Below are 26,100 nucleotides of genomic sequence, written 5' to 3'. Positions count from 1 at the left end.
CCGTTTTTTTGTGCCCTGGGCCACAGAGGGGGGCCTTGTCCGCTGTGCGGCGTAGGGCGTGGTTGCGCGCGCAGTTCCCCGCGCCCCTGGGCTACCTGCCCCCTGGCTCAAGAGAAACGTGGCGGATACACGAGGTGGGGGCGGGGTGTAACAGGGCGTTGACACGATCCCCGGGTCGTTCTTGATCGAGTGCGGTCCGAGGGGAGCTGGGCATCGTGGCGGCAGCACAGGCAAAGGTCGGTGGCAGTAGTCGGCGGGCGTTTTTGCGGAGCGTGGGGGTCAGTGGGGGTGCCGGGGCCATGTTCGCCACCATGGGGGCGCTCGGGCTCGCGCCCACCGCGCAGGCGGCGCAGCGTGAACTGCCGTATCGCGCGCCGCGGTCGGGGGACTTCTCGCTGAGCGGGCGTGGCGCCGCGAAAGTCGTGATCGTGGGTGGCGGCATCGCCGGGCTCGCCACCGCGTACGAGCTGGGCAAGGCCGGCTACGACTGTACGGTCCTGGAGGCCAGGGGCCGGACCGGTGGCCGCAACTTCACGGTGCGGGGCGGCGATTCGACCGTCGACACGTACGGGAACAAGCAGACCGCCCGGTTCAGCGACGGGCAGTACATGAACGCGGGCCCGGCGAGACTTCCGCAGTGGATGGTCACCCTGGATTACTGTCGTGAACTCGGCGTGCCCATCGAGGTGTTCACCAACACGAATGCTGACGCTTATCTCTTCAACGAGGGCGCCGGGATGGCGAAGCCCGTGCGGTATCGGACCGCCAAGGCCGACGTCTATGGGTATGTGAGTGAGTTGCTCGCGAAGGCTTCCGGCAAGGGGGCGCTGGACAAGGAGCTGACCGCTGCCGATCAGGATCGGCTCGTGGAGTTCCTGAAGGACTTCGGGTCGCTGGGGGACAAGCTCACCTACGAAGGGTGCGACCGGCGCGGGTACTCCACCGTGCCCGCCGCGACCGGGACGCCGGGCACGGTCCTCGGGGACGTGCCGTCCGCGTCCGACGTGTTCGCCAGTGGGGTCGGGCGCTACTTCTCCTTCGAATTCGGCTACGACCAGGCCATGTTGATGTTCCAGCCGGTCGGCGGGATGGATCAGATACCGAAGGCGCTGACGAAGGCGATCGGCGCGGAGCGGATACGCACCGGGGCCGTCGTCGCGAAGATCATGGACAAGGGGGACGGGGTTTCCGTCACGTATACGCAGGGTGGGCGGACCCGGGTCGTCGAGGCGGACTACTGCGTGGGCGCGCTGCCGCCCAACATCCTCGCCAAGATCCCGCACAACCTCGGCTCCGGCGTGCAGAGCGCCCTGCAGGCCATCACACCGCAGTCCGCGGGGAAGATCGGCCTGGAGTACCGGATCCGGTGGTGGGAGACCGACCACCGGATCTACGGCGGCATCACCGAGACCGATATGGACCTCAGCCACATCTGGCACCCGTCGTACGGGTTCCACGGCGAGCGCGGCCTCATGATCGGCTACTACAACTACGACACCGACGCCGACAAGTACGCGAAGCTCAGCCCCGCGGCGCGCGAGGCGCGGGCCGTCGCGCAGGGCGTGAAGATCTACGGCGAGAAGTACCGGACCGAGCTGGCGACCTCGTTCTCGCACCACTGGCGGCAGACCCCGCACCTGGAGGCCGCCTGGCACGACACCCCCGGCGGGCCCGACGACCCCCGCTACAAGCCGCTCAACGAACCGACGGGCCGCGTCTACTTCGCCGGCGACTGGCTCAGCTACACGGACGCCTGGCAGCACGGGGCGTTCACCTCGGCCAGGCGGGCGGTCGGCAAGCTGCACGCGCGCGTGATGGCCAACTGACGCGCTGCTTATGTTCGTAAGAGGCTGCTGAGAATGGGTGCGGGCGGGAATGCCCGCACCCGTTCCGTGCGTTCTTGTGGTGGAACACGAGGAGGAGCGGTCACTGTGCTTGATCCGCAGGAACTGTATTCATGGGAGCCGAAGGGGCTCGCCGCCGTGGACATGGCGCTTGCCCAGGAGTCGGCCGGACTGGTCATGCTCTACCACTTCGACGGTTACATCGACGCCGGTGAGACCGGCGACCAGATCGTCGAGCGGCTCATCGACTCGCTGCCGCACCAGGTGGTGGCCCGCTTCGACCACGACCGGCTCGTGGACTACCGGGCCCGCCGCCCGCTGCTCACGTTCCGCCGCGACCGGTGGACCGAGTACGAGGTGCCGGTGCTCGAGGTGCGGCTCGTGCAGGATGCGACGGGTGCGCCGTTCCTGCTGCTCGCCGGGCCCGAGCCGGACGTCGAGTGGGAGCGTTTCGCGGCCGCGGTGCGGCAGATCTCGGAGCGGCTCGGGGTGCGCCTCGCGGTGAACTTCCACGGGATCCCGATGGGCGTCCCGCACACCCGCCCCGTCGGCCTCACCCCGCACGGCAACCGCACCGACCTGGTGCCGGGGCACGCCAGCCCGTTCGACGAGGCGCAGGTGCCGGGCAGCGCCGCGGCCCTCGTCGAGTACCGCCTCATGGAGGCCGGGTACGACGTCCTCGGCGTCGCCGCGCACGTCCCGCACTACATCGCCCGCTCCGCGTACCCGGACGCCGCGCTGACCGTCCTGGAGGCGATCACCGCAGCGACCGGCATGGTGCTGCCGGGCGTCGCGCACGGGCTGCGCACGGACGCGCACCGTACGCAGACGGAGATCGACCGGCAGGTGCAGGAGGGCGACGAGGAGCTGGTCTCCCTGGTCCAGGGCCTTGAGCACCAGTACGACGCGTCCGCGGGAGCTGACCAGCGGGGCAACATGCTGGCGGAGCCGTTGGACATCCCGTCGGCGGACGAGATCGGCCAGGAGTTCGAGAAGTTCCTGGCGGAACGCGAAGGCGACGCCTGATCACAGGCTCTAAGCTTCCGCTTATGTTGAAGGTGGGGCTGACCGGCGGAATCGGTGCCGGCAAGAGTGAGGTGTCACGGCTGCTCGTGGAGCGGGGAGCCGTGCTGATCGACGCCGACAAGATCGCGCGGGAGGTCGTCGAGCCCGGGACCGAGGGGCTCGCGGCCGTCGTCGAGGCGTTCGGCACCGAGGTGCTCGCCCCGGACGGGAACCTGGACCGGCCGAAGCTCGGCTCGGTCGTGTTCGCGGACTCCGACAAGCTGGCCACCCTCAACAAGATCGTGCATCCGCTGGTCGGCACCCGCTCCGCCGAGCTCGAAGCCACCGCGGGCCCCGACTCCGTCGTCGTCCACGACGTGCCACTGCTCACGGAGAACGGGCTGGCCCCGCTCTACGGCCTGGTGATCGTCGTCGACGCGAGCCCCGACACCCAGCTCGACCGCCTCACCCGGCTTCGCGGCATGAGCGAGGAGGACGCGCGGGCCCGGATGTCCGCGCAGGCCACCCGCGAGAAGCGGCTGGAGATCGCGGACATCGTGATCGACAACGACGTACCGCTGGAGCGATTGCGGGAGCGGGCCGACGAGGTCTGGGCGGAGCTGGCGCGCCGGGCGCGTGCCGCGACCGCGTGATCGTTCTCGCCGCCTGCACCGCGCTCGGCGGTCTGGTGGCGCTGATCGCGGGCGCGTACGGACTTCAGCGGAGCCGTCGCGTGCAGGACGCGGGGAACATCGCGCAGGCCCTGGTCAAACCGCCGCAGCCGGGGTCCGAGCGGCCGCTGCTCCAGTTCGAGACGGGCGACGGGCAGGTCGTGGAGGTCGTCTCTCCGGTGCCGCCCAGCAAGCGGCGGCCGCTGCCCGCCGGCCGGGTCGTCAGCGTCGCGTACGACACCGAGGACCCGCGCGAGACCGTGCTGCTCGGTGGCGAACGGCCCGGCGTGGACCGGGCCTTCATGATCGCCGGCGCCCTTCTCGTGCTCGTGGGCATGGTGCTCACGGTGTCCCTGAGCCGCTCGCGCTGATCGCGCCGCGTGTTCCGGGCACGTGTTCTCTGTAGGGGCCGCGGGCAGGAATAGCCCCTACGGTCCATGGTGTTGACCATGTCGACACCAGGAGGAGGTTCGTCGTGCCCGATGCCACCCCGGAGACGCACGTCATCGACTATCGCGCCGCCGAGCAGCTCTTGGCCGCGCGCGATCCGCGCGGAGCGGTGAAGCTCCTGGACGACGTGCTCGCCCTCTATCCGGAGCACACGGCGGCCCGGCTGCTGAGGGCCCGCGCGTTCTTCGCCGCCGCGCAACTGCGGGCGGCCGAGCTGGAGTTCACGATCGTCCTGGAGCGCGAGCCGGACAACGCGTTCGCGCATTTCGCGCTGGCCAGGACGTACGAGCGGTGGTCGCGCCCGAAGCAGGCCCGGCGGCACTTCCGCCTCGCCGCCGCGCTCGACCCGCAGCCGGACTACCTGGCGGCGGCGCGCTTCGACGACTGAGGGCCGCCAGGGCCCTACCGGGGCTTGCGGTACGGCGGAACGTCCCGGCCCGGTTGGTAGTGCGGGCCCTGGCGGATGTGCCGAAGGATCATGAACAGGTCGACCGTCGTGATCAGCCACAGGACTCCGCAGGCCAGCGCCCACCCCGGGCGGTGCGCGAGCAGGAACGCGACGGTGCCGAAGACCGTCCACACGAGCCCGAACAGCGCGAGGCCGAGCCGTAGGCGCAGCGGGCTGCGGGCGGTGACCGGTTCGTCACCGGTGCGGATCAAGTGTGGCGGGGGCGTCGGGCGCATGGTCACCATCCCCTCGGGGTGCTGCACCTCCCAGCATGCCACTCACGGGTGAAGCGGCGTAGGGCGGGAACGGCGCCCGCGGGCGGTTCGTTGGCTCTGCATGGGTCTTGAGATGCGTACGGGATATGAGGGCACGGGGCCGGGCGCGATCACGCCGGACGGCTGTGCCGTGGAGCTGTACTCGCGGCTCGTGGTCGAGGACGAGCCGGATGTCGTCGCGGGCGCCGTGCCCGCAGGCGCGACTCTGCTGGAACTCGGCTGTGGGGTCGGCCGCGTGACGCACCCGCTCGTCGAGCGGGGGTTTCGGGTGACGGCGGTGGACGAGTCGTCGGAGATGCTGGAGCGGGTCCGGGGTGCGCGCACGGTGCGCGGCTCCATCGAGAGCCTCGACCTCGGCGAGACGTTCGACGCGGTGCTGCTCGGGTCCATCCTCGTCCACACCGGGGACGCGGAGGTGCGGGCGGGGATGCTCGCCACGTGCAGGCGCCATGTCGCCGACGACGGCTGCGTGTTGATCCAGCGCGAGCGGCCGGGGGCGCACGAGGGGCTGCCGCGTGAGGTGACCGGGCCCGGCGGCGGGTTCACGATCCGCAAGCTCCACTCGGAGCCGGTCGGTGACGGCGTGCGGTCGGTGAAGGTCGAGTACGTGTTCCCTGATGCGGTGTGGACGCAGACGTACCGGGCGCGTCCGCTCACCCCGGAGGAGTTCGAACAGGCGCTGGCGCAGGCGGACTTGAAGGTCGACCGGATGCTGACGGAGGACGGGTCCTGGGTGCGGGCGGTGCCGGTGTGACGGGGCGGGGAGTCGGTGGGGCTCGGGCGTCACTTCCACGTCACGGGGCGTTCGTTGGGTCCGGGCGCCGCTCCTACGCCACGGGGCTCCGCCCCGGACCCCGCGCCTCAATCTCCCCCAGCTAACGCTGGGAGGTGCCCCCTGCGGGGCTTGATATGGCTCAAGTGCCGCAGGGGGCATGAAGTGGATCGACCGCCGCAGGGCTGAAGTGGCTCAAGTGCCGGAGGTGGAGGCTTAGTTCGGGCCGCCCTGGCCGAAGATGTCGCGCAGGCGTTCCAGTTCCCTGCGGTCGCGCTTCGTGGGGCGGCCCGTGCCGCGGTCGCGGATGCCGATCGGGGTGATCACCTCGCGCGGGGGCGGCGGTGGGGAGTTGTCGACGTAGGCCTCGGCGGCGACCGGTGCCCCGACCCGTTTGCGGATGAGGCGTTTGACCTCGACCAGGCGCTCGTGCTCGCCGGGCCGGCGCACCCGCACCTCGTCGCCGATGCGCAGCGCGTGGGCGGGCTTGACGCTCGTCCCGTTGACCTTGACGTGCCCGCCCTTGCAGGCGGCGGCGCCCGCCGAGCGTGTCTTGACCAGGCGTACCGCCCAGATCCAGCTGTCGACCCGCACGCTCCCGCCGCCGCCCGGCCCGTCCGGCGCCTGTGGTGTCCCCGGTGTCTGCGATGCCATGCGTCCGACGATAGTCCCGCGTGGGCCGCGCCCCGAACCCGTTGTCGTGACCCTCGGCGAGCCCCGGCCGAACCGCCCCCGCCCAGACCGGATAATCCCGGCGAAAGGAGCGTAATCGACAGCGAGGGGTGCACAAGACATGGACGGCACGGATGCCATCGACCCGACCGGCGACCCGCGGGCCGCGGTCGACCGACTGATGGACGGGCTGCGGTCCGACCTGGAGCGGCTGGCCGCCATCCCCTCCGTCGCTTTCCCCGGCTACCCGGAGGAGCCGGTGCGCGAGGCGCACGACCTGCTCGTCGGGCTGCTGCGGGACGCGGGCGTGGAGCACGTCGAGACCCTCGACCTGCCCGACACCGCGCCGGTGATCTTCGGCGAGATCCCGCCGCCCACGCCCGACGCCCCGACCGTCCTGCTCTACTCCCACTACGACGTGCAGCCGCCCGGCGACGAGAGCTTGTGGAAGTCGCCGCCCTTCGAGCCGACCGCGATCGAGGGCGGGCTGCGGGCCCGTGGCATCGCCGACGACAAGTCGAACGTCATCGCGCATCTGGGCATGCTGCGCGCCTTCGGCGGTCGACCGCCCGTCGGCGTCAAGATCGTGTTCGAGGGGCAGGAGGAGTACGGCAGCCCCTTCGACGGCTATCCGCCGACCGACCCCGAGCGGTTCGCCTGTGATGCGATGGTCATCGCCGATCTCGGCAATCTCCGGCCCGGCACCCCGACCCTCACCACCGGCCTGCGCGGCGCCGCCGAGGTCACCGTCGAGGTCCGCACGCTCGAAGAGGCCCGCCACAGCGGCGAGTTCGGCGGCGCGGCCCCCGACGCCCTGCTCGTCCTCCTCAAGGCCCTGTCCACGCTGCACGACGTGCACGGGGACGTCGCCGTCGAGGGGCTGCGCCGCGACCCGTGGACCGGCGCCGGCTACACCGACGAGGAGTTCCGCGAGCTCGCCGGCGTCGAGGAGGGCCTCCCGCTGCTCGGCAGCGGCACCCTCGGTGAGCGCCTGTGGAGCGGCCCCGCGATCACCGTCATCGGCCTCGACGCACCGAGCGTGGCGGGCGCCGCCTCGGCCGTCGTCCCACACGCCCGCGCCAAGCTGAACCTGCGCTTCCATCCCCAGCAGGACCCGCGCGAGGCCCAGGACCTCCTCGTACGGCATCTGCGCTCCCTGCGGCCCTTCGGCGTCGCGCTCACCGTCACCCCCGGCGACACCGGGCCCGGATACGAGGCGGACACCGGCGGCCCCGCCTACCGCGCCGCCCGCGCCGCGCTCAAGGAGGCGTGGGGCGCCGACGCCTCGTACGTCGCGACCGGCGGCTCCATCCCGCTGGTCAACGGCCTCGCGCAGGCCGCGCCGAACGCCGAGGTACTGCTCTTCGGCGCGCAGGACAACCTCTGCAATCTGCACGCCCCCAACGAACGCGTCCTGTTCTCCGAACTGCACGCCACGGTCGTCGCGATGTGCGCGTTCGTACGCGAGTACGCGGCCGACTTCCGGAGCGGCTCATGAGCACCGCCGACACCACCGAGGCCCCCGAACAGCCCCCGGCCAAAAGGAAGTTCACCTTCCCCAGTGCCCTCACCGTCCTCGCCGTCGTCACGATCGCGATCTGGCTGCTCGCGTTCCTGATCCCGTCGGGGGAGTACGACAGGAACCGTGAGGGCGCGCCCGTCGAGGGCACGTATCAGCGCGTCGACTCCGGGCAGTCCTTCGTCGACCGTCTCAACGACCTGTTCCTCGCCCCGGTCAACGGCCTCTACGGCATCCAGGACCCGAAGACCGCCCTCGTCTCGCCCGACAACTCCGGTGATCTGTACGGCAGTGCGGGCGTCTTCCTCTTCGTGCTCGCCATCGGCGCGTTCATCACCGTCGTCTTCGCGACCGGCGCACTCGACCGCGGCATCGGCCGCCTCGCCCACCGGCTTCGCGAACGCGGGGCGCTGCTCATCGCGGGCGTCATGGCCGTCTTCTCCGTCCTCGGCACGGTCGAGGGCTTCGCCGAGGAGACGCTCGGCTTCTACGGCCTGATCGTGCCGCTGATGCTGGCGCTCGGTTACGACCGGATGACGGCGGTCGGCGCGATCATCCTCGGCGCGGGCGTCGGCGTGCTGTGCTCGACGGTCAACCCGTTCGCGACCGGCGTCGCCTCCTCGGCCGCCGACATCTCACTGGGCGACGGCGTCGCGCTGCGGTTCGCGATGTGGATCGTGCTGACCGGCGTCACCATCGCGTACGTCATCCGCTACGCGAAGCGGGTGCGGAGCGACCCGGCACGCTCGGTCTCGGGTTTCCTGCCGGGGGACCGGGACCTCGACGAGACGGCCACCGAGGCGGCCGATGTGCCCGAACTGACCGGCCTGCACAAGGGAGTTCTGGTCGCCACGGCGCTGGTCTTCGCCTTCATGATCTTCTCGGTGGTGCCCTGGGCGAGCGCCCTGACCGGAGACGCGGACGCGACCCCGTACGGCTTCGAACTCGACTGGTCCTTCCCGCAGTTGGCGGCGCTCTTCCTCGTCGCGGCCGTGCTCGTGGGGATCGTCGCGCGGATGGGCGAGCAGAAGCTCAGCTCGACGATCGTCCAGGGCGCCGCCGACTTCGTGTCGCCCGCGCTCGTCATCCTGCTGGCCCGCGGCGTCACCGTGATCATGAACAACTCGAAGATCACGGACACGGTGCTGCACGCGATCGAGGGCGTCGTGAAGGGCACCTCGTCCGGCGTCTTCGCGATCATCGTCTTCCTCGTGAACCTGCCGCTCGCCTTCCTCATCCCGTCCACGTCCGGGCACGCCACCCTCGCCATGCCGATCCTCGCGCCGCTCGCCGACTTCGCGGACGTCTCGCGCGCGGTCGTCGTCACGGCGTGGCAGGCGGCCAGCGGCTGGATGAACCTGTGGGTGCCGACGACCGCCGTCACCATCGGCGGCGTGGCCCTCGCCAAGGTCGGCTACGACAAGTACCTGCGGTTCGTGTGGCCGCTGCTGGCCATCCTGTTCGTGCTGATCTGCGCGTTCGTGGCGCTGGGGGCCGCGTTCACGTAGCCCTGTCGTCGGGTGCATGGACGGTCTCGGTGAACTCGACGAGCAGATCAGCGGCTGCCGGGCCTGCCCGCGGCTCGTCGAGTGGCGCGAGGAGGTCGCGCGCACCAAGCGCGCCGCCTTCGCCGACTGGACGTACTGGGGGCGCCCGGTGCCCGGCTTCGGGCCGCACGACGCGCCGCTCCTGATCGTCGGCCTCGCGCCCGCCGCGCACGGCGCCAACCGGACGGGCCGGGCCGGGGGTCTGGGGGCGTCCCCCAGTAGAAGCAGCCACGGGGGACCGGTCGGGCGATGTCCTCTACCGGGCCCTGTACGACATCGGGCTCGCGTCCCGGCCGGACGCCGTGAGCGCCGACGACGGGCTGACCCTGCACGGCGTCCGCATCACGTCGCCCGTGCACTGCGCGCCACCCGCCAACAAGCCGACCCCGGCCGAACGCGACACCTGCCGCCCCTGGCTCGTCCAGGAGCTGAACCTGCTGCGGCCCACCCTGCGCGCGGTCGTCGTGCTCGGCGCGTTCGGCTGGCAGGCGGCGCTGCCGGCCTTCGCCGAGGCGGGCTGGGCGGTACCGCGCCCGCGCCCCACCTTCGCCCACGGCACTCGCGTCGACCTCGAAGGGACTGGAGGGACTGAGGGGGCTGAGGGCATCGAGAGGCTCTCCCTCTTCGGCTGCTTCCACGTGAGCCAGCGCAACACTTTCACCGGCCGGCTCACCCCGGAGATGCTGCGCGGCGTGCTGCGGGACGCGGCGCGCGCCGCCGGGCTCCACCCGTTCGGCCCAACTCCGCAGGCTGGGAGCCCGCCCGCTTCCTAGCGTGGCCGTGTGGCAGCACAGACAGCGCAGGAGACGACGTCCAAGCCGCCCGCGGCGGCCTACCGCAACCTCATCGTGGCGACCGTGGGTTTCGCGCTCACGTTCTGGGCGTGGAACCTCATCGCCCCGCTCGGCAGTGCCTTCGGCGAGTCCCTGGGGCTCAGCTCGTTCGAGCAGTCCTTCCTGGTCGCGGTGCCGGTGATCGTCGGCTCGCTGGGCCGGATCCCGGTCGGCGCCCTGACCGACAAGTTCGGCGCCAAGTTGATGTTCCCGCTGGTCACAGCGGCGACGATCATCCCCGTGCTGCTTGTGACGGTGGCCAGGGACTCGTACCTGGCCATGATCCTCGTCGGCTTCCTGCTGGGCCTCGGCGGCACCACGTTCGCCATCGGGGTCCCGCTGGTGAACTCCTGGTTCCCGCCCGCCAAGCGCGGCGCTGCGGTCGGCATCTTCGGCATGGGCATGGGCGGCACGGCGCTGTCCGGCTACCTCACGCCCCGCATCGCCAAGCACGGCGAGAACCTGCCGTTCTACGTCGTCGCGATCGCGCTCGCCGCGTTCGTGGTGATCGCCTGGTTCCTCATCAGCGACCACCCCGGCCGCACCATCCCGACGACCTCGCTCGGCCAGCGCCTCGGCGAGGCCGGGAAGCTGAAGGTGACCTGGGAGCTGTCGGCGCTCTACGCGATCGGCTTCGGCGGCATCGTCGCGTACGGCACGTATCTGCCCACGTACCTGAAGACCTGGTACGACCTCGACCCCGTCGACGCGGGCACCAAGGCCGCCGGGTTCGCCCTCGTCACCGTCATCTTCCGGCCGATCGGCGGCTGGCTCTCCGACCGGGTCCACCCGGCGGTCGTCACCGCCTGGGCGCTCGCCGTCGTCGCGATCTTCGCCATCGTGCAGGCCTTCAACCCGCATCTGGCCCCGGGCGGCACGCTCGACATGCTCGTCATGGGCGCGGGCCTCGGCACCGCGAGCGGCGCCGTCTTCGCCCTGGTCGCACAGGTCACCCCACCGTCCCAGGTCGGCTCGGTCACCGGTATCGTCGGCGCCATCGGCGGCCTCGGCGGCTTCGTCCCGCCGCTGGTCATGGGCGCGATCTACAGCGCGCAGAACTCGTACTCCATCGGCTTCATGCTGCTGTCCGACCTGGCACTCGCCGGCTGTGTGTACGCGTACGGGCGGATGCGCAGCATCAAGGTCCATTGACTCGGAGGCGGTGCGCGGCGGACGGGTAGTAGGTTCGCCGGATGCCTCTGTATCCGCCGCTCGAACCCTATGCCCAGGGCCTGTTGGACGTGGGTGACGGCAATCGGATCCACTGGGAGACCTGTGGCAATCCGCGGGGCAGGCCCGCCGTCGTGCTGCACGGCGGGCCCGGGTCCGGGGCCGCGCCCTTCACCCGGCGCCTGTTCGACCCGGAGCGCTACCGGATCGTGCTGCTCGACCAGCGCGGCGCGGGCCGCTCCACACCGCCGGCGAGTGCGTACGACACCGACATGCGCGTCAATACGCTGCCGAAGCTGATCGCCGACCTGGAACTGCTCCGCGCCCACCTCGGCATCGAGCGCTGGCTGGTGTGGGGCGTGTCCTTCGGGTCCGTCCTGGCCCTGCGGTACGCGCAGACGCACCGGGACGCCATCTCCGGACTCGTTCTGACGGGCCTGGCGACGGGCAGCCAGGAAGAAGTCGACTTGTTGACGCGGGGGCTCGGCGCGGTGTTCCCGGAGGCGTTCGCCGCGTTCCTCGACGGGCTGCCCGAGGGGGAGCGGGACGGTGACCTCGCTGCCGCGTACAACCGGCTCCTGGAGTCGCCCGACCCGGCCGTGCGCGAGCGGGCGGCGCTCGCCTGGACCGACTGGGAGACGGCGTGCGTCTCGCAGCCGCCGCGCTCCGTGCCCCGCTACCAGGACCCGGACTTCCGGTACGGCTTCGCGCGTACCGTCACGCACTACTTCTCCCGCAACCACTTCCTGGACGGGCCCGACACGGTGCTGCGCGACCTGCCGCTGCTCAAGGGGGTTCCGGCGGTGGTGGTGCAGGGGAAGGTGGACCTGGGCAATCTGCTCGGCATCCCGTGGCGGCTCGCGCAGGCCTGGCCGGACGCCGAGCTGATCGTCGTGGACGACGTGGGGCACAACGCGGGCGCGCCCGGCATCACCGATGAACTGGTCGCGGCCCTGGACAGGTTCGGCGGGCCGGGCGACCGGTTCGCCGGGCCGGACAGGCTCAGCGGGAGCGGCGCCGCCTGACGCGCTCGCCCTGCGCCTCGATGAACTGCAGCTCCAGGGCGATCGGGGCGGGCGCGAGACCCGGCCCGCCGGCCTCCGCCCACGCCAGGACCTCGTCGGTCGCGTCGTCGCCCATGGACCAGCCGATCCACGTGGCCTTCCCGCCACGGGCGCGGCCCTGGGCGGAGGGCTGGAGGACGACGACGTTCGCCTGGTCGCACGGCCCCAGGCAGTCGACGACCCGCACGGCGAACCGCCCCTGCGAGGTCCGCGCCGCCGCCTGCCAGCGCTCCAGCTGCCAGTCGTGGTCGTAGCCGGGGTACTTGCGGGCGTCGCCGCAGCAGCAGCCCCGGCACACGACGAGGGTGCAGGGGCGGGTGCGGGCGGCGCCGATGAGGGTGGTGGTGCGCACGGGCTCGAGTACTCCTGCTGCTACGCGGTGGGGTCGTCGTCGAAGAGATGACGCACGGTGAAGTGGTAGTTGGTGCGGACGTGCGTGAGGGCGACCGCCCGCGCCCGCTCGGCGTCGCCGCCGGCCATCGCCTCGTACAACTCCCGGTGCTCGACGAGCTGTTGGGACCATTCCTCGGCGCGCCGCGTGAGCCAGCGCAGCCGCCCGCCGACGGGCTGCATCACGGACACGATGAGCTCGTTGCGGGCCATCTCCAACAGCCGGTCGTGGAAACGGGAGTTGACGTCCGTGTTGGTCTCGGCGTCGCCCTCGCGCGTGGCACGCGTGGCCCGTTCGAGCAGCCCTTCCAGCTCCTTGAGGTCGTCCGGGGTGGCCCGCTCGGCCGCGAGCCCGGCGGCGTAGACCTCCAAGGCCTCGCGCAGCTCGTACAGTTCGGTGACATCGGTGCGGGTCAGGGTACGCACGACGGCCCTGCGGGGCGTCTCGTACGTCACGAAGCCCTCGGCGAGCAGCGCCCGGATCGCCTCGCGGACGGGGACCCGGGACACCCCGAAGCGCTCGGCGAGCTCCCGCTCGACGAGCCGGTCGCCGGGCCGCCGGTGCCCGCCGATGATGTCCTCGCGCAAGGCCGTGAGCACGCGCTCGCGCACCGCGCCCAGGGGCTCCACCGATCCTGCCGTCGTCATGGGTCCATCTTCGTCGATGTCCCCGAGGGGCAGGGGAAGCGGGGTGGATTTACGGAGATGTAACCGCGCGGACATGGCCGGGCGGTGTCGGCAGCGGGACCATCGCGCGGTATTGGTATACCAAACCTTCTTGTCGGAGGAGCGCCATGTCCGTGGCCGAGCCAGTGCATTCCCAGTCCATCACCCACGTGCCGCCCGATCCGCGCCTGACCAACGAGGACCTGGCGCCGGCCCGCGAGCGCAAGTGGAAGGTCTACGACCTCTTCGCCCTGTGGATGTCCGACGTCCACAACCTCGGCAACTACACGTTCGCGGCAGGCCTGTTGGTGCTCGGCCTCAACGCCTGGCAGGTCTTCACCGCACTGCTCATCGGCTTCGTCCTGATCTACATCGGCTGCAACGCGATGGGCCGCATCGGCCAGCGCCACGGCGTCCCGTTCCCGGTCGTCAGTCGGATCAGCTTCGGCGTCTGGGGAGCGAACATCCCGGCGCTCGTCCGGGCCGTGATCGCCATCATGTGGTACGGAATCCAGACGTACCTGGCCTCGGTGGCGGTGAACGTGATGGTGCTGGCGGCGTTCCCCGGCACGAAGTCATGGACGGAACACTCGTTCCTCGGCCTGCACGCGCTGGGCTGGGCCTCCTTCCTCACCCTGTGGCTGATTCAGTCCCTGATCATCACGCGCGGCATGGAGTCGGTCCGCAAGTTCCAGGACTTCTGCGGACCCGCGATCTGGGTGGTGATGCTCGCCCTCGCGATCTGGATCTGGGCGAAGGCGGGCTGGACGATCTCGCTGACGTCGACACCGCACCCGGTCTCCACGGGCGAACAATTCCGCCAGTGGTTCGGCGCGATCGGCCTGATCCTCGCCACGTACGGCACCCTGATGCTCAACTTCTGCGACTTCTCCCGCTTCGCGCCGGACTACCGGACCGTGCGGCGCGGCAACTTCTGGGGCCTGCCGGTCAACTCAACTGCCTTTGTCGTGCTGTCCGTTGTCGTGACGGCGGGCAGCGTGGAGGTCTTCGGCGAGGCGATCACCGACCCCGCGATGCTGGTGGCGAGGATCGGCAACACCTGGGTGCTGGTCTTCGGCGCCCTGACCTTCGCGATCGCCACGATGGGCGTGAACATCGTCGCCAACTTCGTCTCCCCGGCCTACGACTTGGCGAACGTCTGGCCGCAGAAGATCACGTTCAGGGTGGGCGGCGCGATCTCGACCGTGCTGGCCCTCCTCGTCACGCCATGGAACCTGTACTCGAACCCGGACGTCGTGAACTACTTCCTGGGCGGCCTCGGCGCGTTCCTGGGCCCGCTCTTCGGCATCCTGATGCTCGACTACTTCTGGGTGAAGCGGGGCCGGGTGGACACGGAGGCACTCTTCGACGCGCGGCCGGGCTCCCGCTACTACTACCGGCACGGGGTGAACCCGAAGGCCGTGGCGGCGTTCGTCCCGTCGGCGGCGCTGGCCGTGGTCCTCGCCCTTGTCCCGTACTTCGACTCGGTGGCGGCGTATTCGTGGTTCATCGGGACGGCGGTGGGGGCGGGGGTGTACGGGGTGGTGTGCCGGCGGGAGCGGGCCGAGTCGGCCGCACTGGCGGCCTGACGCCGGAGCCTTCGCTCGCTTAGCGTGGCCGCATGACCGCCGAATCCGTCACCGATGACGTCTTCCTCGACCGCCTCGCAGACCGGCTCGACGCCCTGCCCGGGGTGCACGCCGTGACGCTGGGCGGGTCGCGGGCGCAAGGGACGCACACCGCCGCGAGCGACTGGGACACCGCCGTGTACTACCGGGGGAGCGAGGGGCTGTTCGAGCCCCGGCACCTGCGGGACGTCGGGTGGGAGGGGGAGGTCTCCGAGATCGGTGGCTGGGGCGGGGGCGTCTTCAACGGTGGTGCCTGGCTCAGCGTCGACGGGCGGCGCGTCGATGTGCACTACCGGGATCTCGACAGCGTCGAGCACGAGCTGGCCGAGGCCGAGGCCGGACGGTTCCACTGGGAGCCGTTGATGTTCCACCTCGCCGGGATTCCGTCGTATCTCGTCGTCGCCGAGCTCGCCGTCAACCGGGTGCTGCGCGGCGAGATGCCCAGGCCCGACGGGTACCCCGCCGCTCTGCGCAAGGCGGCCCCCGAGGTGTGGTGGGGGCGCGCCTCGATCACCCTCGATTACGCGAAGGGGAACAGCGTGCCCCTCGGCGCGCGCGCCGAGGTTCTCGGGGCCGTGGCCGGCGCCGCGATGCAGGCCGGGCACGCGGTGCTCGCCGCGCGCGGGGAGTGGGTGACCAACGAGAAGCGGCTGCTGGAGCGGGCCGGGCTGCGGGGGATCGACCGGGTGGTCGGGGACCCGGCGCTCGGCCTCGAAGAACTCGTGGACCGGGCGCGGGAGTTGATGGCGCGGGCCGTCGCCGAGGCTCAGCAGGCCTGAAGGCCGAGCGCGTACGTGCGGAGGTCGCGCCACCCCGTACCCGCCCCCTCCGTCACGATCAGCTTCACCGACTCCACGCGCGCATGGAGCGGCAGCGCCGCCGTGAACTCCGTCTCCGGGATGTCGTCCGTGCCCGCGCCGCTCGCCAGCGTGAGGTGGGGGTCCAGGCCCTCGTCGCCGAAGATGCCCCGGTACGGCACCGCCTCCGGCCAGCGTTCGCGTATCGCCTTCGTCACGGTGCGGAGGGGGTCGTCAGGTGTCGGTGGCAGGTAGAGGACGCCCGGCCAGCGGCGTACCGCGGTGAAGCTGAGCGCGATCTGTGGGGTGGCCGCGAACAGGGCGCGCAGGTCGGCGTCCGCCTCCGGCGTGATCCGGTCCAGCGGGAGGAACGGGTAGAGGAGCGTGACGTGGGCCCTCGACGGCGTGCGGACCAGGGCGTCCGCCTCCGGGACGTGGATGGTCAAGGCCGTGTCGCCGGGAAGATCCGGCCAGCCGCCATGGTTCTCAGGAGTACGTCGCGTGGGCACGGTCAAGTGTCACATTCCGGAAACCTCGCTGTTTCCTCCTCTCCAACAACTCCGCTTACGCTTGAGAAACCAGTTCAGGCTGGCCGACGGCGCCCGGCACCCTCCGTGTTCGTACGACAGGAGTCTGCTCACCGTCATGCGCCGCCCCCATTCGCTTCCGCCCTGGCTGAGTCACGCCCTGCGCGCCCAGCGCGCTCCCGTGCCCTGGCCCGCCGTCGTGCGCGGGGCCCTGGCCGGCGGGCCGCTGCTGCTCGTCGCCGTCGCCGCCGGGCGGCCTTCCAGTGGGGTGCTGCTCGCGCTCGGGGCGATGCTCGCCGGGGTCAACGACCGGCCGGGTCCGCGGCTCGCCGCCGTCTCGCGGCTCGGCGGGCCCGCGCTGGCCGGTGCTCTGGGGATGACTGTCGGCAGTTTCATCGGCGGTGCGCTGCCGACCGGAGCGCTCATCGCCTGCCTTTTCGCCGTGCTCGGGCTCGTGGGCGGTGCCTTCAGTGCCGTCGGGCCCGTCTCGTCCTCCGCCGGGACCCAGTTCCTCGTCACCGTCGCGATAGGCGCCGGGATGCCGCTTCCGGAGCCCGCCTGGCAGCGCGCGCTGCTGTTCGCCGGGGGCGCCGCGTGGCTGATCCTGCTGCGACTGCTGCTGCCCTCTCCCGTACGTACGAAGGGGCTCGGCTACCTCTACGACGGTGAGCGTGCCGCCGTCGCCTCCGTGTACGAGGCCGTGGCCCGGCTGCTCGACGCCGTCGGCGGACCCGAGGCCCAGGCCCGGCGCGTCGCGCTGACCGCCGCCCTCGACCAGGCGCAGGACGCCCTGCGGCCCGGCCGCTCGGCGGCCACCCGGCGCCTGCGCCGCCAGTACTCCGCCGCCCTCCCGCTCGCCGAGGCCGCCACCGCGCTCGCCTGGACCGGGGAGCCGGTGCCCGCGCGGGCCGGGGAGGGGCCGCGCCGGCTCGCCGCCGCCGTGCGGACCGGGGATGCGCCCGGCGCGCTGCCCGCTCCCGCCCGCGCCGGCGCGGGTCTTCGCGCCCTCGACGAGGCGCTGCTGCGGGCCGCCGAGGCCTTCGACGGGGCCGCTGTCCATCTGCCGTCGGGCCGGCGGCGCGCGTCCGTGCGCGGAGTGCTGCGCAGGGTGGCCGGTCCCGCAGGCCGCGAGTACGGCGTCCGGGTCGGGCTCTCCTTCGGCGCCAGCGCCGCCGTCGCCCAGGCCCTGCACCCGCTGCACTGGTACTGGCTGCCCGCCACCGCCGTCTTTCTCGTGAAGCCGGACCTCGGGCCGCTCGCCTCGCGCGCGCTGTGCCGGGCCGCCGGGACCATCGCGGGCGCGGTCCTCTTCGCGGGGCTCGCCGCCGTGCTGCCGCAGCCCCTCGGGCTCGTCGCGCTCGTCGCCGCCTGCGGGGCGCTGATCCCCGTCGCCACCCGGCACTTCGCCGCGCAGACCGCCGTCGTCACCGTCCTCGTACTGTCCCTGGTGATGGTGGGCGGGGAGCCGCAGGCGTCCTGGGGCCGGATCACCGAGACGCTGCTCGCCTGCGCCATCGTGCTGGTCGCCGGTCATCTGCCGTTGCCGGGCGGGCACCGCGGCGGCGGGGTGCGGGTGCGGCTCGACGTCGCGCACGACGCCGCCCACGCCTACGTACGGCATGTGCTGAGCGAGTCCGGGCAAGGAGCCAAGGGCGCCGGGGGAGCGGAGGGCGTCGACCGGCACGGGCGGTGGGCGCTGCGGCGCGAGGCGTACCGGACGCTCGCGCAGGCGCGGGCCGCCGTCGACCTCGCCGCCGCCGAACTGCCGGTGCTCGCGCGGCACTCGGACGGCTCGCGGCAGGTGACCGTCGTGCTGGAGCGGCTCGTCGACGCGACGACCGCGTGCGCGGTGCAGGTGGACGACACCGGGCGGGTGCCCGAGCAGCACGCGCGCAGGATCGACGTGCTGCTCGCGGAACTCGCCGCGTAACGGGGAGTTCTGGGGCGCAGACAGGGGGTTCAGGGGCGCAGGTCGACCCATACGGGGGCGTGGTCGGAGCCCGGCGCGTCCCGCCGCTCGGCCGGATCGTCGCTCACCGACGGCAGCGCTTCGAGCTCGGCGTCGGACTGCTCCCGGGACGGGCCGGTGCTCGCGCGGACGACGTGGCCGAGCAGTTCGTGCGAGACGAAGACGTGGTCGATCAGCTCGCGGCGGCCCTCGTGCACCCGCGAGTACCGCTGCTCCTCGGGGATCAGCGGCGCCACGTTCCACAGCCGCCGCGCGTCGCCCTTGTCGGGGTGGTCGAAGCCGGGCGTGCCGATCTCGGAGCCGGGCGGGCCCTGCAGGATCTGGGTGGTCGAGGCGGCCACCTCGTCGTTGAAGTCGCCCATGAGAGCGACACGTACGCCCTGGCCGCCCGCCCCGATGAGGGTGTCCGCGAAGGTGCGCACGGTGGCGGCCTCCGCCGCCCGCCGTTGCAGCGCGTACGCCGCGTAGCGCGCCCGCTCACCCTCGTCGCGCGGGAAGAACCTGCCGCCCGGATACCCGAGCAGCTTCGACTTGAGGTGGCAGACGGCAGCCGTGAGCCACGTCGCCCGCGTCGAGAAGTGCACGGCGAGCACGCCCCGCCCCATCCGGTCCGCGGTCCTGCCCGTGTCGTCGACCTGCACCGGGCGCAGGCCTGCGGGGAACTCGGCGGTGTCCCCGACCACGTTCATGAACACGCTGGTGAGGAAGCCGACCCGGATCCCGCGCTCGTCCGGGTACTCGGACAGCAGCACCCGGTACCGGCCGTCGAGCAGCTGCACCAGATCGTCGAGCGCCGCCGGGTCGCCGACCTCCTGCACGCCGAGCAGGGTGGGGCTCAGGCTCTTCAGGGTGGCGGCCAGCGAGGCCAGTTTCGCCTCGTACGCGGCTTTGTCGCGCGGGCCGTAGGGGCCGCCGGGGCGGTAGAGGTTCTCCAGGTTCCAGGTACCGACGAGCATGGTGTGCTCCGTCCTAGGGCCGGCCCGGAAGGGCCGGGGCGGCCAGCGTGCCAGCGGCTCCGCCGGGAGGACAGCGCTCCTTCAGGAATCAGGGCCGCTTCCGGAGAATCAGGGCCCCTTCCGGGGGAAATCGGGACCACTTCAAAAAACTTTCGCCGAAGCGATGAGTTCCGCACAGCCCTCCGGTCACCCCTCCGAGAGACACGACCCGAGGAGGAAGCATGGGGCTGCCGAAGGTGGTCACGCGCGAGGAATGGCGCGCCGCGCGCGAGGAGCTGCTCGCCCTGGAGAAGGCGGCGACCCGGGCGCGGGACGAACTGAACACGCGGCGCCGCGAGTTGCCCATGGTCGAGATCGACAAGTCGTACGTCTTCGAGGGCCCGGACGGGAAGTCGGAGCTGCTCGACCTGTTCGAGGGGCGTCCACAACTCGTCGTCTACCACTTCATGTTCGCGCCCGACTGGGACGCGGGCTGCCCCAGCTGCTCCGGATTCCTCGACCAGATCGGGCACCTGGCGCATCTGCGGGCCCGCGGCACGGAGTTCGTGGCGGTGTCGCGCGCGCCGTTCACCCGGATCCTGCCGTTCAAGGCGCGGATGGGCTGGACGGTGCCCTGGTACTCGTCCCATCTCAGCGATTTCAACCAGGACTTCGGCGCCACGTTCACGGGTGAGGACGGCACCCTCCAGGAGCAGCCCGCGATCAGCTGCTTCCTGCGCGAGGGGGAGCGGGTGTTCCACACGTACTCGACGTTCGCCCGCGGCATGGACCACATCGGGTTCACCACGAACTTCCTGGACCTCACCGCCCTGGGCCGCCAGGAGGAGTGGGAGAAACCGGAGGGGCGCGCGTCGGCTCTCGGGGCCCCTGCGGGCAGTGCGCGCGTGCGCTACCACGACGAATACGTCGACTGAGGACGAATACGTCGACCGAAGACGTCGACCGAGCGACCTGACCTCGTATCAACTCGGTGTCATTATCGTCACGTTGCGAGCCGGGAGTGCCCCTGTCAGCGTTCTCCCTCATGAAGCGCCCGGACGCGTGGGGCGCCGTACATCGGCACGATCACGGGGGCAGGGACGAACGATGGTGAATGGACGAGTGGTACTGCAACGATTCCCGGCAGGCGGGCCCCGCGGCTCCTGGCCCGCGGAGGAGTACGCGAACAGGCGCCGCCAGGAGGGCCAACCGGCCGAGGTGATCATGGACTTGGCGACGGACGCGTTCCTGGTGATCGTGCGGGAGCCGGTGGCCGATCTCGTGGGCTGACATCGTCGCGGGAAGAGTGCGTTACGAAGCGCCGACCGACCGCGACCACACCGGCGTGGTCCCCGTGACCCGGCACAGTGCGAGATACAGCGGAATCGGCGGCGTGTACGGCACCGAACCCTCCGGACGGTGCACCAGGGCGGGTGCCCGCGGCACGTCCGGCACCAGCGCGCCCGCCGTGTAGCGCGCGGGCGCGGGCCACTCCAGGGACACATCGGAGTCCGAGGGCACGAGCCACCACCAGTGCGCCCCGTCCGCGTAGACACAGCCCATCCGCGGCAGGCGCTTCGCCATCGCCCGGCCGAACTCCTCGGGCACCGCGACGGCGTCGCAGCCGAGCGGCGCGGTCATGCCCGCGGGCACGCTGAGCCGCACGGGAGGCGCGCAGCCCGGACGCGGAGTCTCCGCCTGCTCCGGACGCCGGGGGCGACGCCTCCGGGCCAGCCCGGCCAGCGAGTTCAAGTGCATCGTCCGCTTGCCCGTTGTCACCACGCCCATCCGATCCTGTTTCGCACGTTCGTCGTTCCTCCGCCCGCCGTCCGACAGGGGCGGGCGTTCACCAAGCCCATCCGGCGCCGTCCGATGCGCCGGGGACGGGGCCAGGCGGCTGCGGCTCCCGCTCGTCGCGGGGCAGTTCGGCCCAGACGAGGAGGCCGGGCCCGGTCTCCTGGGCGCCCCACGCCGTGGCGACCGCGGCCACGAGGAGCAGCCCTCTGCCGTGCTCCTCCTCGGGCGCGACGCGGCCCACGCGGGCGTCGCCGGGTATGCACCCCTCGTCCCGGACCGCTATACGCAGCCGGTCACCGGAGGCGTCGCGCAGCTCGCGCAGTTCGCAGTGGATGCGCCGGCTCGCGGTGTGCACGATCGCGTTCGTGACCAGTTCGGACACGACAAGGGCCGCCGCGTCACAGGTGTCCTCGCACGCGCCCCACGCACTGAGGTGGGTGCGCGTCACGCGCCGGGCCTGAGCGGCGGAGCCCGGGTGGGGAGCCAGTTCGAAACTGCTGCGACGGGCAGCCGACGGGTGGGCCCCTGTCGGGGTACCCGAACGGTCACCGAGCGTAGTTTCGCCGACTTCTGTTCCTAAAGGCGCAGACGGAGTCACGCTTGCCACTATCTCCCCGCCATGAACACTTGGCAAGGGCCACTCTGAAAAGTGCAGAGTGGCGTATGCCGTGTGGAGTGGGCATGGCAGACTGCTCGCAACAGCGCGCCACACGGCCCCCATCGGGGGTGAATCGCAGGGAAACGGCCGGTGAGGGACGTCTTTCGGACCTTTTCCCGCGATGAAAAGTGGCGGGATTCAGACATCGGGACTACTGGGAGGTAGGGGGCGTGAGCGAACCTCGGTCCGCGCCGACGGTCGGCCAGGTCGTTCTCGGCCGCCGACTGCAGGACCTTCGCGAGGGCGCCGGGCTCAAGCGCGAGGAGGCCGCGAAAGTACTCCGCGTGACCGCCGCGACGATCCGCCGCATGGAAACCGCCGAGGTCTCCCTGCGCATCCCCTACGTCCAGCTGCTCCTCAAGGCCTACGGCGTCGCCGACGACGAGACCACGTCCTTCGTGCAGCTCGCGGAGGAAGCGAACAAGCCGGGTTGGTGGCAGCGGTACCACGACATCCTGCCCGGCTGGTTCTCCATGTACGTGAGCCTGGAGGGCGCGGCCCGGCTCATCAGGTCGTACGACCCGCACTTCGTGCCCGGCCTGCTCCAGACCGAGGACTACGCGCGCGGGGTGTTCACGTCCGGGGCGATAGGCCGCGCTGTCGCCGACGACCCGGACGTGGTCGAGCGGCATGTCGCCCTGCGGATGCAGCGCCAGGCCCTGCTCACCCGCGAGGACGCGCCCCGCCTGTGGGTCGTGATGGACGAGACCGCCCTGCGCCGCCCCGTCGGCGACATGGACGTGATGCGCGCCCAGATCGACCGGCTGCTCGAGGCGATGGAGCTGCCGAACGTGACGCTTCAGGTCGCGGAGTTCGCCGCGGGCCCGCACCCGGGCACGTACGGACCCTTCGTCCTGTTCCGATTTGCCATGTCAGAACTGCCGGACATGGTCTACAGCGAGTACCTGACAGGCGCCGTCTATCTCGACGCGCGCCCCGAGGTGGCCACCCACCTGGAAGTCATGGACCGCATGGCGGCGCATGCCGCGACGGCGCAACGCACAAAGGAGATCCTCCGCGATCTCCGCAAGGAGCTGTGAATGGACTCGATCAAGGACCGAATACGCGGCGTCGACGGCGAGCCGATCTACAACGGCATGCCCGCGCGCGAGCTCGGCAGCGAAGGCTGGCACAAGCCGTGGAGCGGCGGCAACGGAGGCAACTGCCTCGAAGCCATGAAGCTGGCCGACGGGCGCGTCGCCGTACGTCAGTCCTCGGACCCGGACGGGCCCGCGCTGATCTACACCATCGGTGAGATCACCGCGTTCATCGAAGGGGCGAAGTCGGGGGCCGCGGACTTTCTGCTGTCGTGACGCGCCACGGATCGCCCGCGTTCGGGTGGGCGATTCGGGCCACTCAGACGGTCATCGGTCGGTCGTGCGCCCCGATCGGCTCCGGCAATTGCGTCCGCCCCGTCAGCCAGCGGTCGACCGCGGCGGCCGCCGCCCTTCCCTCGGCGATCGCCCACACCACGAGCGAGGCGCCGCGCCCCGCGTCACCCGCGACGAACACGCCCGGCACATCCGTCGCGAAGGCGGCATCGCGCGCGAGACGGCCCCGCTCGTCGACGTCGAGGCCCAACTGGTCGATGAGACCACCGGGTTGACGCTCGGGCCCATGAAAGCCGAGCGCGAGCAGCACCAGATCGGCGGGCAGTGTCCGCTCCGTTCCCGGCAGCGGCCGGCGCGCCGCGTCCACCTCCTCGAGGTGCAGCGCACGAACATGTCCCGCGGCGTCCCCTGTGAGGCGCAGCGTGGAGGCGGCGAAGAGCCGGGCGTCCGCGTCGGCCGCCGGGGCCGTGCGCAGCTCACCGGCCTCCTCGTGCGCGGCGGAGAGCCGGTACAGCTTCGGGTACGTCGGCCAGGGCTCGACGTCCTCGTCGCGCGTGTCGTCCGGCCTGTCGTAGATGTCCAACTGCGTGACGGACGCGGCCCGTTCACGGACCGCCGTGCCCAGGCAGTCGGCGCCGGTGTCGCCGCCGCCGACGATGACGACGTGTTTGCCGGTGGCGGTGAGTGGTGACTCCTGTGTCTCTTGAGCGTCCTGGGTGTCTTGTGCGTCCAGGGGTGTGCGCTTCGCGTTCTCGTACGTGCGGTTGGCCCACGGCAGGTACTCCATCGCCTGCTCGACGCCTGCCAACTCGCGCCCAGGAACGTCGAGTTCGCGCCATTTTGTGGCCCCGGTCGCGATGATCACGGCGTCGTAGCGGGACCGCAGGTCGGCGGCTTCGAGGTCCCGGCCGATCTCCGTCGACGTACGGAACCGCACACCCTCCTTGGTCAACTGGTCGAGGCGGCGGTCCAGATGGTGCTTCTCCATCTTGAACGCGGGGATCCCGTACCGCAGCAGCCCGCCCGGCCGGTCGTCCCGCTCGTACACGGCGACGGTGTGCCCGGCCCGCGTCAGCTGCTGCGCGGCCGCGAGCCCGGCGGGGCCCGAGCCGATGACGGCGACGGTCCGTCCGCTGTGCCGGTCGGGCGGCTGTGCGGACACGAAGCCCTCGTCCCAGGCCCGGTCGGCGATGGCGACCTCTACGTTCTTGATGGTCACAGGAGAAGGAGGGGCGGCCCGTAGGGCCTCGGTTGAGGGTGGTGGTGGGAGACGGGTGGGATGATTGATGGCGAGGACGCAGCCCGCCTCGCACGGGGCAGGGCACAGGCGGCCGGTGAACTCCGGGAAGTTGTTCGTGGCGTGCAGGCGCTCGCTCGCCGCCTGCCAGTCGTCCCGCGAGACCAGGTCGTTCCACTCGGGGATCAGGTTCCCCAGCGGGCACGCCTCGTGGCAGAACGGGATCCCGCAGTCCATGCAGCGGTCGGCCTGCGCTTCGATGATCGGCAGCAGGCCGCCGGGGACGTACACCTCGTCCCAGTCGCGGACCCGCTCCCCGACGGCGCGGCGCGGCGCATCCCGCCGGGGCGTGGTGAGGAAGCCCTTGGGGTCGGCCATGGCCGTCTCCCTACGCCGTGACTGCTGGCTCTGGCTTTGGCTCTTTTCGTCACGATACGTCGGGTGGGCGCGGGGCGCCCCAGCTCACGTCAGCTCACGTCAGGGCCAGCACGAACAGGCCCGAGGCGGCGGCGCCCGTCGCGGCCCGTACGTGGTTCCATCGCACCCACTCGGCGAGATACGTCCGCCACTGCGCGGCGCTGCTCTCGGACTCCTCGTCGCCGGAGAGGCCGGCGAGCGCAGCGTTGCGCGGCACGTTCGCCAGCACCGTCACGCCGAAGGTGCCCGCCAGATACAGCGCGCAGCCGAGAAGCAGCTCGACGGTGCCGGCCTCGGGCCAGAGCACGAACGTCACGACCGCGATCACCGCGCACAGCACCGCGGCGCCGAGAAAGACGACCATGAACGGCGGCGCGAGGGCGGCGATATTGATGGCGTTCATCGCGGCGATCGCCTGCGCGGCGGGCAGCGCGCCAAGGCCGCGCATCACGAACGTGGAGAACGCGATGAACACCCCTGAGCTCACCCCGCACCAGACCGCCCCCAGCACGACCAGTGCGAAATACGGACCTTCGATCATGCGCCCCCCTAACAAGAGGGATCATGCCGCAGTTTGTCGGTTGTGGACAGTGATTTCACGATTACATTGAGCGAACGGTGCCGGTTGTGGCGGTTTCGTGGAGTGCCGTGAGAGCGGTGGAGCTGTCGAGGGTGGCGGGGGTGCCGGTGGCGTACGGGTCGGGAGCGGTGGATGGGGCGGGAGTGGGCCCCTGCCACCCGTCCAGTACCGCCGCCACGGCCTCGGTCACCCGGGACCGCGCCTCCCTCCGGGGTACGCCCTCCATCAGCAGCCGGTCGTAGGGCGTGTCCACATGGCGCACGGCGGCCCGCACCGCGGCCGCGACCGCACCCTCCGAAAGCGCCCGGCCCGCCGCACTCCGGCCCACCCGCCCGCTCCCGCGCGCCCCGGCATGCGCGGCGATCGCCGCCGCCCGGTCCTCGGGGCAACCGGGAAACAGCCGCCGGATCCGCGCCGCGAACTCCGCCACGAACACCGCGTCCTGCGCCGCCCGCCGCGCCGCGTCCCGCGCCCGCCGCCGGGCCCGCGCCTCCGCGTCGGCCAGACAGCGCGCCTCGGCCCGCGCGAGCGCCTGCTCCTCGACGAGCACGCCCTGCCGCTCGTACCGCCCACGCCGCCGATGGAAGCGCACGACGACGGCCGAGAGCGCGCTCTCCTCGCGTGCCCTGCGGGTCAGCGCCGTGTCCCCGCGCGGCAGGAACACGAGGTGCCCCAGGTCGGCGCAGTCCAGACAGCGGGGCTGCCCGCCCTCCAGGGTCAGGAGCCCGAGCGGCCCCCGACGGCAGGCGCCGCACCGCTTGCGCTTGACCGGCTGGAAGACGAGGGGGCTGCGCGCGAGGACCGGTGCGGGGGTGGTGTGTGCGGCCTGCGGCGGGGCGACTCTGGGCAGTGGTGGGGTGGCTCTGGGCAGTGGTGGGGTGGCTCTGGTCATACGGGC

28 protein-coding genes and 1 pseudogene are annotated in these 26,100 nt (G+C 71.7%); 18 read left to right on the top strand and 11 right to left on the bottom strand.

The window, feature by feature from the left end:
• The first annotated feature begins 299 nt into the window (after nt 1-299).
• The 5 genes from OHA73_RS13220 to OHA73_RS13200 all read left to right on the top strand — a co-directional run bounded on the left by OHA73_RS13220 (nt 300) and on the right by OHA73_RS13200 (nt 4,358).
• Nucleotides 300-1,826, top strand: coding sequence for a flavin monoamine oxidase family protein (locus OHA73_RS13220; protein WP_327655128.1), 1,527 nt, complete (start codon nt 300-302; stop codon nt 1,824-1,826).
• A 105-nt stretch (nt 1,827-1,931) separates the two neighbouring features.
• Nucleotides 1,932-2,870: a PAC2 family protein gene (locus OHA73_RS13215; protein ID WP_327655127.1), complete on the top strand. Its 939-nt coding sequence runs from the start codon at nt 1,932-1,934 to the stop codon at nt 2,868-2,870.
• 23 nt (nt 2,871-2,893) lie between these two features.
• A complete protein-coding gene (coaE, locus tag OHA73_RS13210; RefSeq protein ID WP_327655126.1) occupies nt 2,894-3,502 on the top strand; it encodes a dephospho-CoA kinase in 609 nt (202 codons plus the stop codon).
• Complete coding sequence (locus OHA73_RS13205) at nt 3,499-3,891, top strand: DUF3592 domain-containing protein (protein ID WP_327655125.1); 393 nt, start codon at nt 3,499-3,501, stop codon at nt 3,889-3,891. Before coaE ends, OHA73_RS13205 begins: the two co-directional genes overlap by 4 nt.
• 104 nt (nt 3,892-3,995) lie before the next feature.
• On the top strand, nt 3,996-4,358 hold the full coding sequence (locus OHA73_RS13200; protein WP_266720778.1) for a tetratricopeptide repeat protein: 363 nt from the start codon (nt 3,996-3,998) through the stop codon (nt 4,356-4,358).
• A gap of 14 nt (nt 4,359-4,372) precedes the next feature.
• Here the strand turns inward: OHA73_RS13200 and OHA73_RS13195 are convergent, their stop codons facing one another.
• Nucleotides 4,373-4,654 (bottom strand): DUF6343 family protein, encoded by a 282-nt coding sequence (locus OHA73_RS13195; protein WP_267070813.1) that lies wholly within the window; start codon nt 4,652-4,654, stop codon nt 4,373-4,375.
• 112 nt (nt 4,655-4,766) lie between these two features.
• Between OHA73_RS13195 and OHA73_RS13190 the strand changes: the two genes are divergently transcribed.
• Complete coding sequence (locus OHA73_RS13190) at nt 4,767-5,447, top strand: class I SAM-dependent methyltransferase (RefSeq protein ID WP_327655124.1); 681 nt, start codon at nt 4,767-4,769, stop codon at nt 5,445-5,447.
• A 234-nt stretch (nt 5,448-5,681) separates the two neighbouring features.
• On the opposite strand, the gene OHA73_RS13185 is transcribed toward OHA73_RS13190, so the two are convergent.
• On the bottom strand, nt 5,682-6,119 hold the full coding sequence (locus tag OHA73_RS13185) for an RNA-binding S4 domain-containing protein (protein ID WP_327655123.1): 438 nt from the start codon (nt 6,117-6,119) through the stop codon (nt 5,682-5,684).
• 139 nt (nt 6,120-6,258) lie between these two features.
• Here OHA73_RS13185 and OHA73_RS13180 point away from each other — a divergent pair, with 139 nt between their 5' ends.
• The 5 genes and pseudogenes from OHA73_RS13180 to pip all read left to right on the top strand — a co-directional run bounded on the left by OHA73_RS13180 (nt 6,259) and on the right by pip (nt 12,231).
• Nucleotides 6,259-7,635 carry a M20/M25/M40 family metallo-hydrolase gene (locus OHA73_RS13180; RefSeq protein ID WP_327655122.1) on the top strand — a complete coding sequence of 459 codons (1,377 nt, stop codon included), beginning with the start codon at nt 6,259-6,261 and terminating at the stop codon, nt 7,633-7,635.
• The gene (locus tag OHA73_RS13175; RefSeq protein WP_327655121.1) at nt 7,632-9,164 is read left to right on the top strand and encodes a YfcC family protein; all 1,533 of its coding nucleotides are present in this window, start codon (nt 7,632-7,634) and stop codon (nt 9,162-9,164) included. Before OHA73_RS13180 ends, OHA73_RS13175 begins: the two co-directional genes overlap by 4 nt.
• A gap of 16 nt (nt 9,165-9,180) precedes the next feature.
• Nucleotides 9,181-9,976: pseudogene (locus tag OHA73_RS13170) on the top strand (uracil-DNA glycosylase).
• A 9-nt stretch (nt 9,977-9,985) separates the two neighbouring features.
• Nucleotides 9,986-11,188 (top strand): nitrate/nitrite transporter, encoded by a 1,203-nt coding sequence (locus OHA73_RS13165; protein ID WP_327655120.1) that lies wholly within the window; start codon nt 9,986-9,988, stop codon nt 11,186-11,188.
• Nucleotides 11,189-11,229: 41 nt separating this feature from the next.
• Nucleotides 11,230-12,231 (top strand): prolyl aminopeptidase, encoded by a 1,002-nt coding sequence (gene pip / locus OHA73_RS13160; RefSeq protein ID WP_327655119.1) that lies wholly within the window; start codon nt 11,230-11,232, stop codon nt 12,229-12,231.
• Here pip and OHA73_RS13155 read toward each other — a convergent pair.
• Together OHA73_RS13155 and OHA73_RS13150 are read right to left on the bottom strand one after the other, a co-directional pair.
• Entirely contained in the window at nt 12,209-12,622 is a 414-nt protein-coding gene (locus OHA73_RS13155) for a (2Fe-2S) ferredoxin domain-containing protein (protein ID WP_327655118.1), read from the bottom strand. The genes pip and OHA73_RS13155 overlap by 23 nt on opposite strands.
• 20 nt (nt 12,623-12,642) lie before the next feature.
• The gene (locus OHA73_RS13150) at nt 12,643-13,308 is read right to left on the bottom strand and encodes a GntR family transcriptional regulator (RefSeq protein WP_267070819.1); all 666 of its coding nucleotides are present in this window, start codon (nt 13,306-13,308) and stop codon (nt 12,643-12,645) included.
• A gap of 146 nt (nt 13,309-13,454) precedes the next feature.
• Between OHA73_RS13150 and OHA73_RS13145 the strand changes: the two genes are divergently transcribed.
• Nucleotides 13,455-14,915, top strand: a complete 1,461-nt coding sequence (locus tag OHA73_RS13145) for an NCS1 family nucleobase:cation symporter-1 (protein WP_267070820.1) — start codon at nt 13,455-13,457, stop codon at nt 14,913-14,915.
• Nucleotides 14,916-14,947: 32 nt separating this feature from the next.
• Entirely contained in the window at nt 14,948-15,733 is a 786-nt protein-coding gene (locus OHA73_RS13140; protein ID WP_267070821.1) for a nucleotidyltransferase domain-containing protein, read from the top strand.
• On the opposite strand, the gene OHA73_RS13135 is transcribed toward OHA73_RS13140, so the two are convergent.
• Nucleotides 15,721-16,260 (bottom strand): 2'-5' RNA ligase family protein, encoded by a 540-nt coding sequence (locus OHA73_RS13135; protein ID WP_327655117.1) that lies wholly within the window; start codon nt 16,258-16,260, stop codon nt 15,721-15,723. The genes OHA73_RS13140 and OHA73_RS13135 overlap by 13 nt on opposite strands.
• 136 nt (nt 16,261-16,396) lie before the next feature.
• On the opposite strand from OHA73_RS13135, the gene OHA73_RS13130 reads away from it, so the two are divergent.
• The gene (locus OHA73_RS13130; protein WP_327655116.1) at nt 16,397-18,208 is read left to right on the top strand and encodes an FUSC family protein; all 1,812 of its coding nucleotides are present in this window, start codon (nt 16,397-16,399) and stop codon (nt 18,206-18,208) included.
• A 29-nt stretch (nt 18,209-18,237) separates the two neighbouring features.
• Here the strand turns inward: OHA73_RS13130 and OHA73_RS13125 are convergent, their stop codons facing one another.
• A complete protein-coding gene (locus OHA73_RS13125) occupies nt 18,238-19,203 on the bottom strand; it encodes an endonuclease/exonuclease/phosphatase family protein (protein ID WP_327655115.1) in 966 nt (321 codons plus the stop codon).
• 221 nt (nt 19,204-19,424) lie between these two features.
• Between OHA73_RS13125 and OHA73_RS13120 the strand changes: the two genes are divergently transcribed.
• Complete coding sequence (locus tag OHA73_RS13120; RefSeq protein WP_267070824.1) at nt 19,425-20,117, top strand: DUF899 domain-containing protein; 693 nt, start codon at nt 19,425-19,427, stop codon at nt 20,115-20,117.
• A gap of 172 nt (nt 20,118-20,289) precedes the next feature.
• Nucleotides 20,290-20,472, top strand: coding sequence for a hypothetical protein (locus OHA73_RS13115; RefSeq protein WP_266720802.1), 183 nt, complete (start codon nt 20,290-20,292; stop codon nt 20,470-20,472).
• A gap of 21 nt (nt 20,473-20,493) precedes the next feature.
• Here OHA73_RS13115 and OHA73_RS13110 read toward each other — a convergent pair whose 3' ends face one another.
• The gene (locus tag OHA73_RS13110; RefSeq protein ID WP_266720804.1) at nt 20,494-20,970 is read right to left on the bottom strand and encodes a hypothetical protein; all 477 of its coding nucleotides are present in this window, start codon (nt 20,968-20,970) and stop codon (nt 20,494-20,496) included.
• 58 nt (nt 20,971-21,028) lie between these two features.
• Entirely contained in the window at nt 21,029-21,466 is a 438-nt protein-coding gene (locus OHA73_RS13105; RefSeq protein ID WP_327658457.1) for an ATP-binding protein, read from the bottom strand.
• A 341-nt stretch (nt 21,467-21,807) separates the two neighbouring features.
• Here OHA73_RS13105 and OHA73_RS13100 point away from each other — a divergent pair, with 341 nt between their 5' ends.
• Nucleotides 21,808-22,677 (top strand): helix-turn-helix domain-containing protein, encoded by an 870-nt coding sequence (locus OHA73_RS13100; protein ID WP_266720808.1) that lies wholly within the window; start codon nt 21,808-21,810, stop codon nt 22,675-22,677.
• Entirely contained in the window at nt 22,678-22,950 is a 273-nt protein-coding gene (locus OHA73_RS13095; protein WP_266720810.1) for a DUF397 domain-containing protein, read from the top strand.
• Between the two features lie 43 nt (nt 22,951-22,993).
• Here the strand turns inward: OHA73_RS13095 and OHA73_RS13090 are convergent, their stop codons facing one another.
• From OHA73_RS13090 to OHA73_RS13080, 3 genes are all read right to left on the bottom strand, one after another.
• Nucleotides 22,994-24,583 (bottom strand): glutamate synthase subunit beta, encoded by a 1,590-nt coding sequence (locus OHA73_RS13090; protein ID WP_327655114.1) that lies wholly within the window; start codon nt 24,581-24,583, stop codon nt 22,994-22,996.
• Nucleotides 24,584-24,677: 94 nt separating this feature from the next.
• Nucleotides 24,678-25,163 carry an anthrone oxygenase family protein gene (locus tag OHA73_RS13085; RefSeq protein WP_266720813.1) on the bottom strand — a complete coding sequence of 162 codons (486 nt, stop codon included), beginning with the start codon at nt 25,161-25,163 and terminating at the stop codon, nt 24,678-24,680.
• A gap of 61 nt (nt 25,164-25,224) precedes the next feature.
• Entirely contained in the window at nt 25,225-26,094 is an 870-nt protein-coding gene (locus tag OHA73_RS13080) for a DUF2293 domain-containing protein (protein WP_327655113.1), read from the bottom strand.
• Nucleotides 26,095-26,100 lie beyond the last annotated feature (6 nt).

It is taken from the genome of Streptomyces sp. NBC_00483 (genome assembly GCF_036013745.1).
GTDB lineage: Bacteria > Actinomycetota > Actinomycetes > Streptomycetales > Streptomycetaceae > Streptomyces.
Note: the sequence above shows the minus strand (reverse complement) of the source record. Positions and strands in the feature narration are given on the sequence as shown.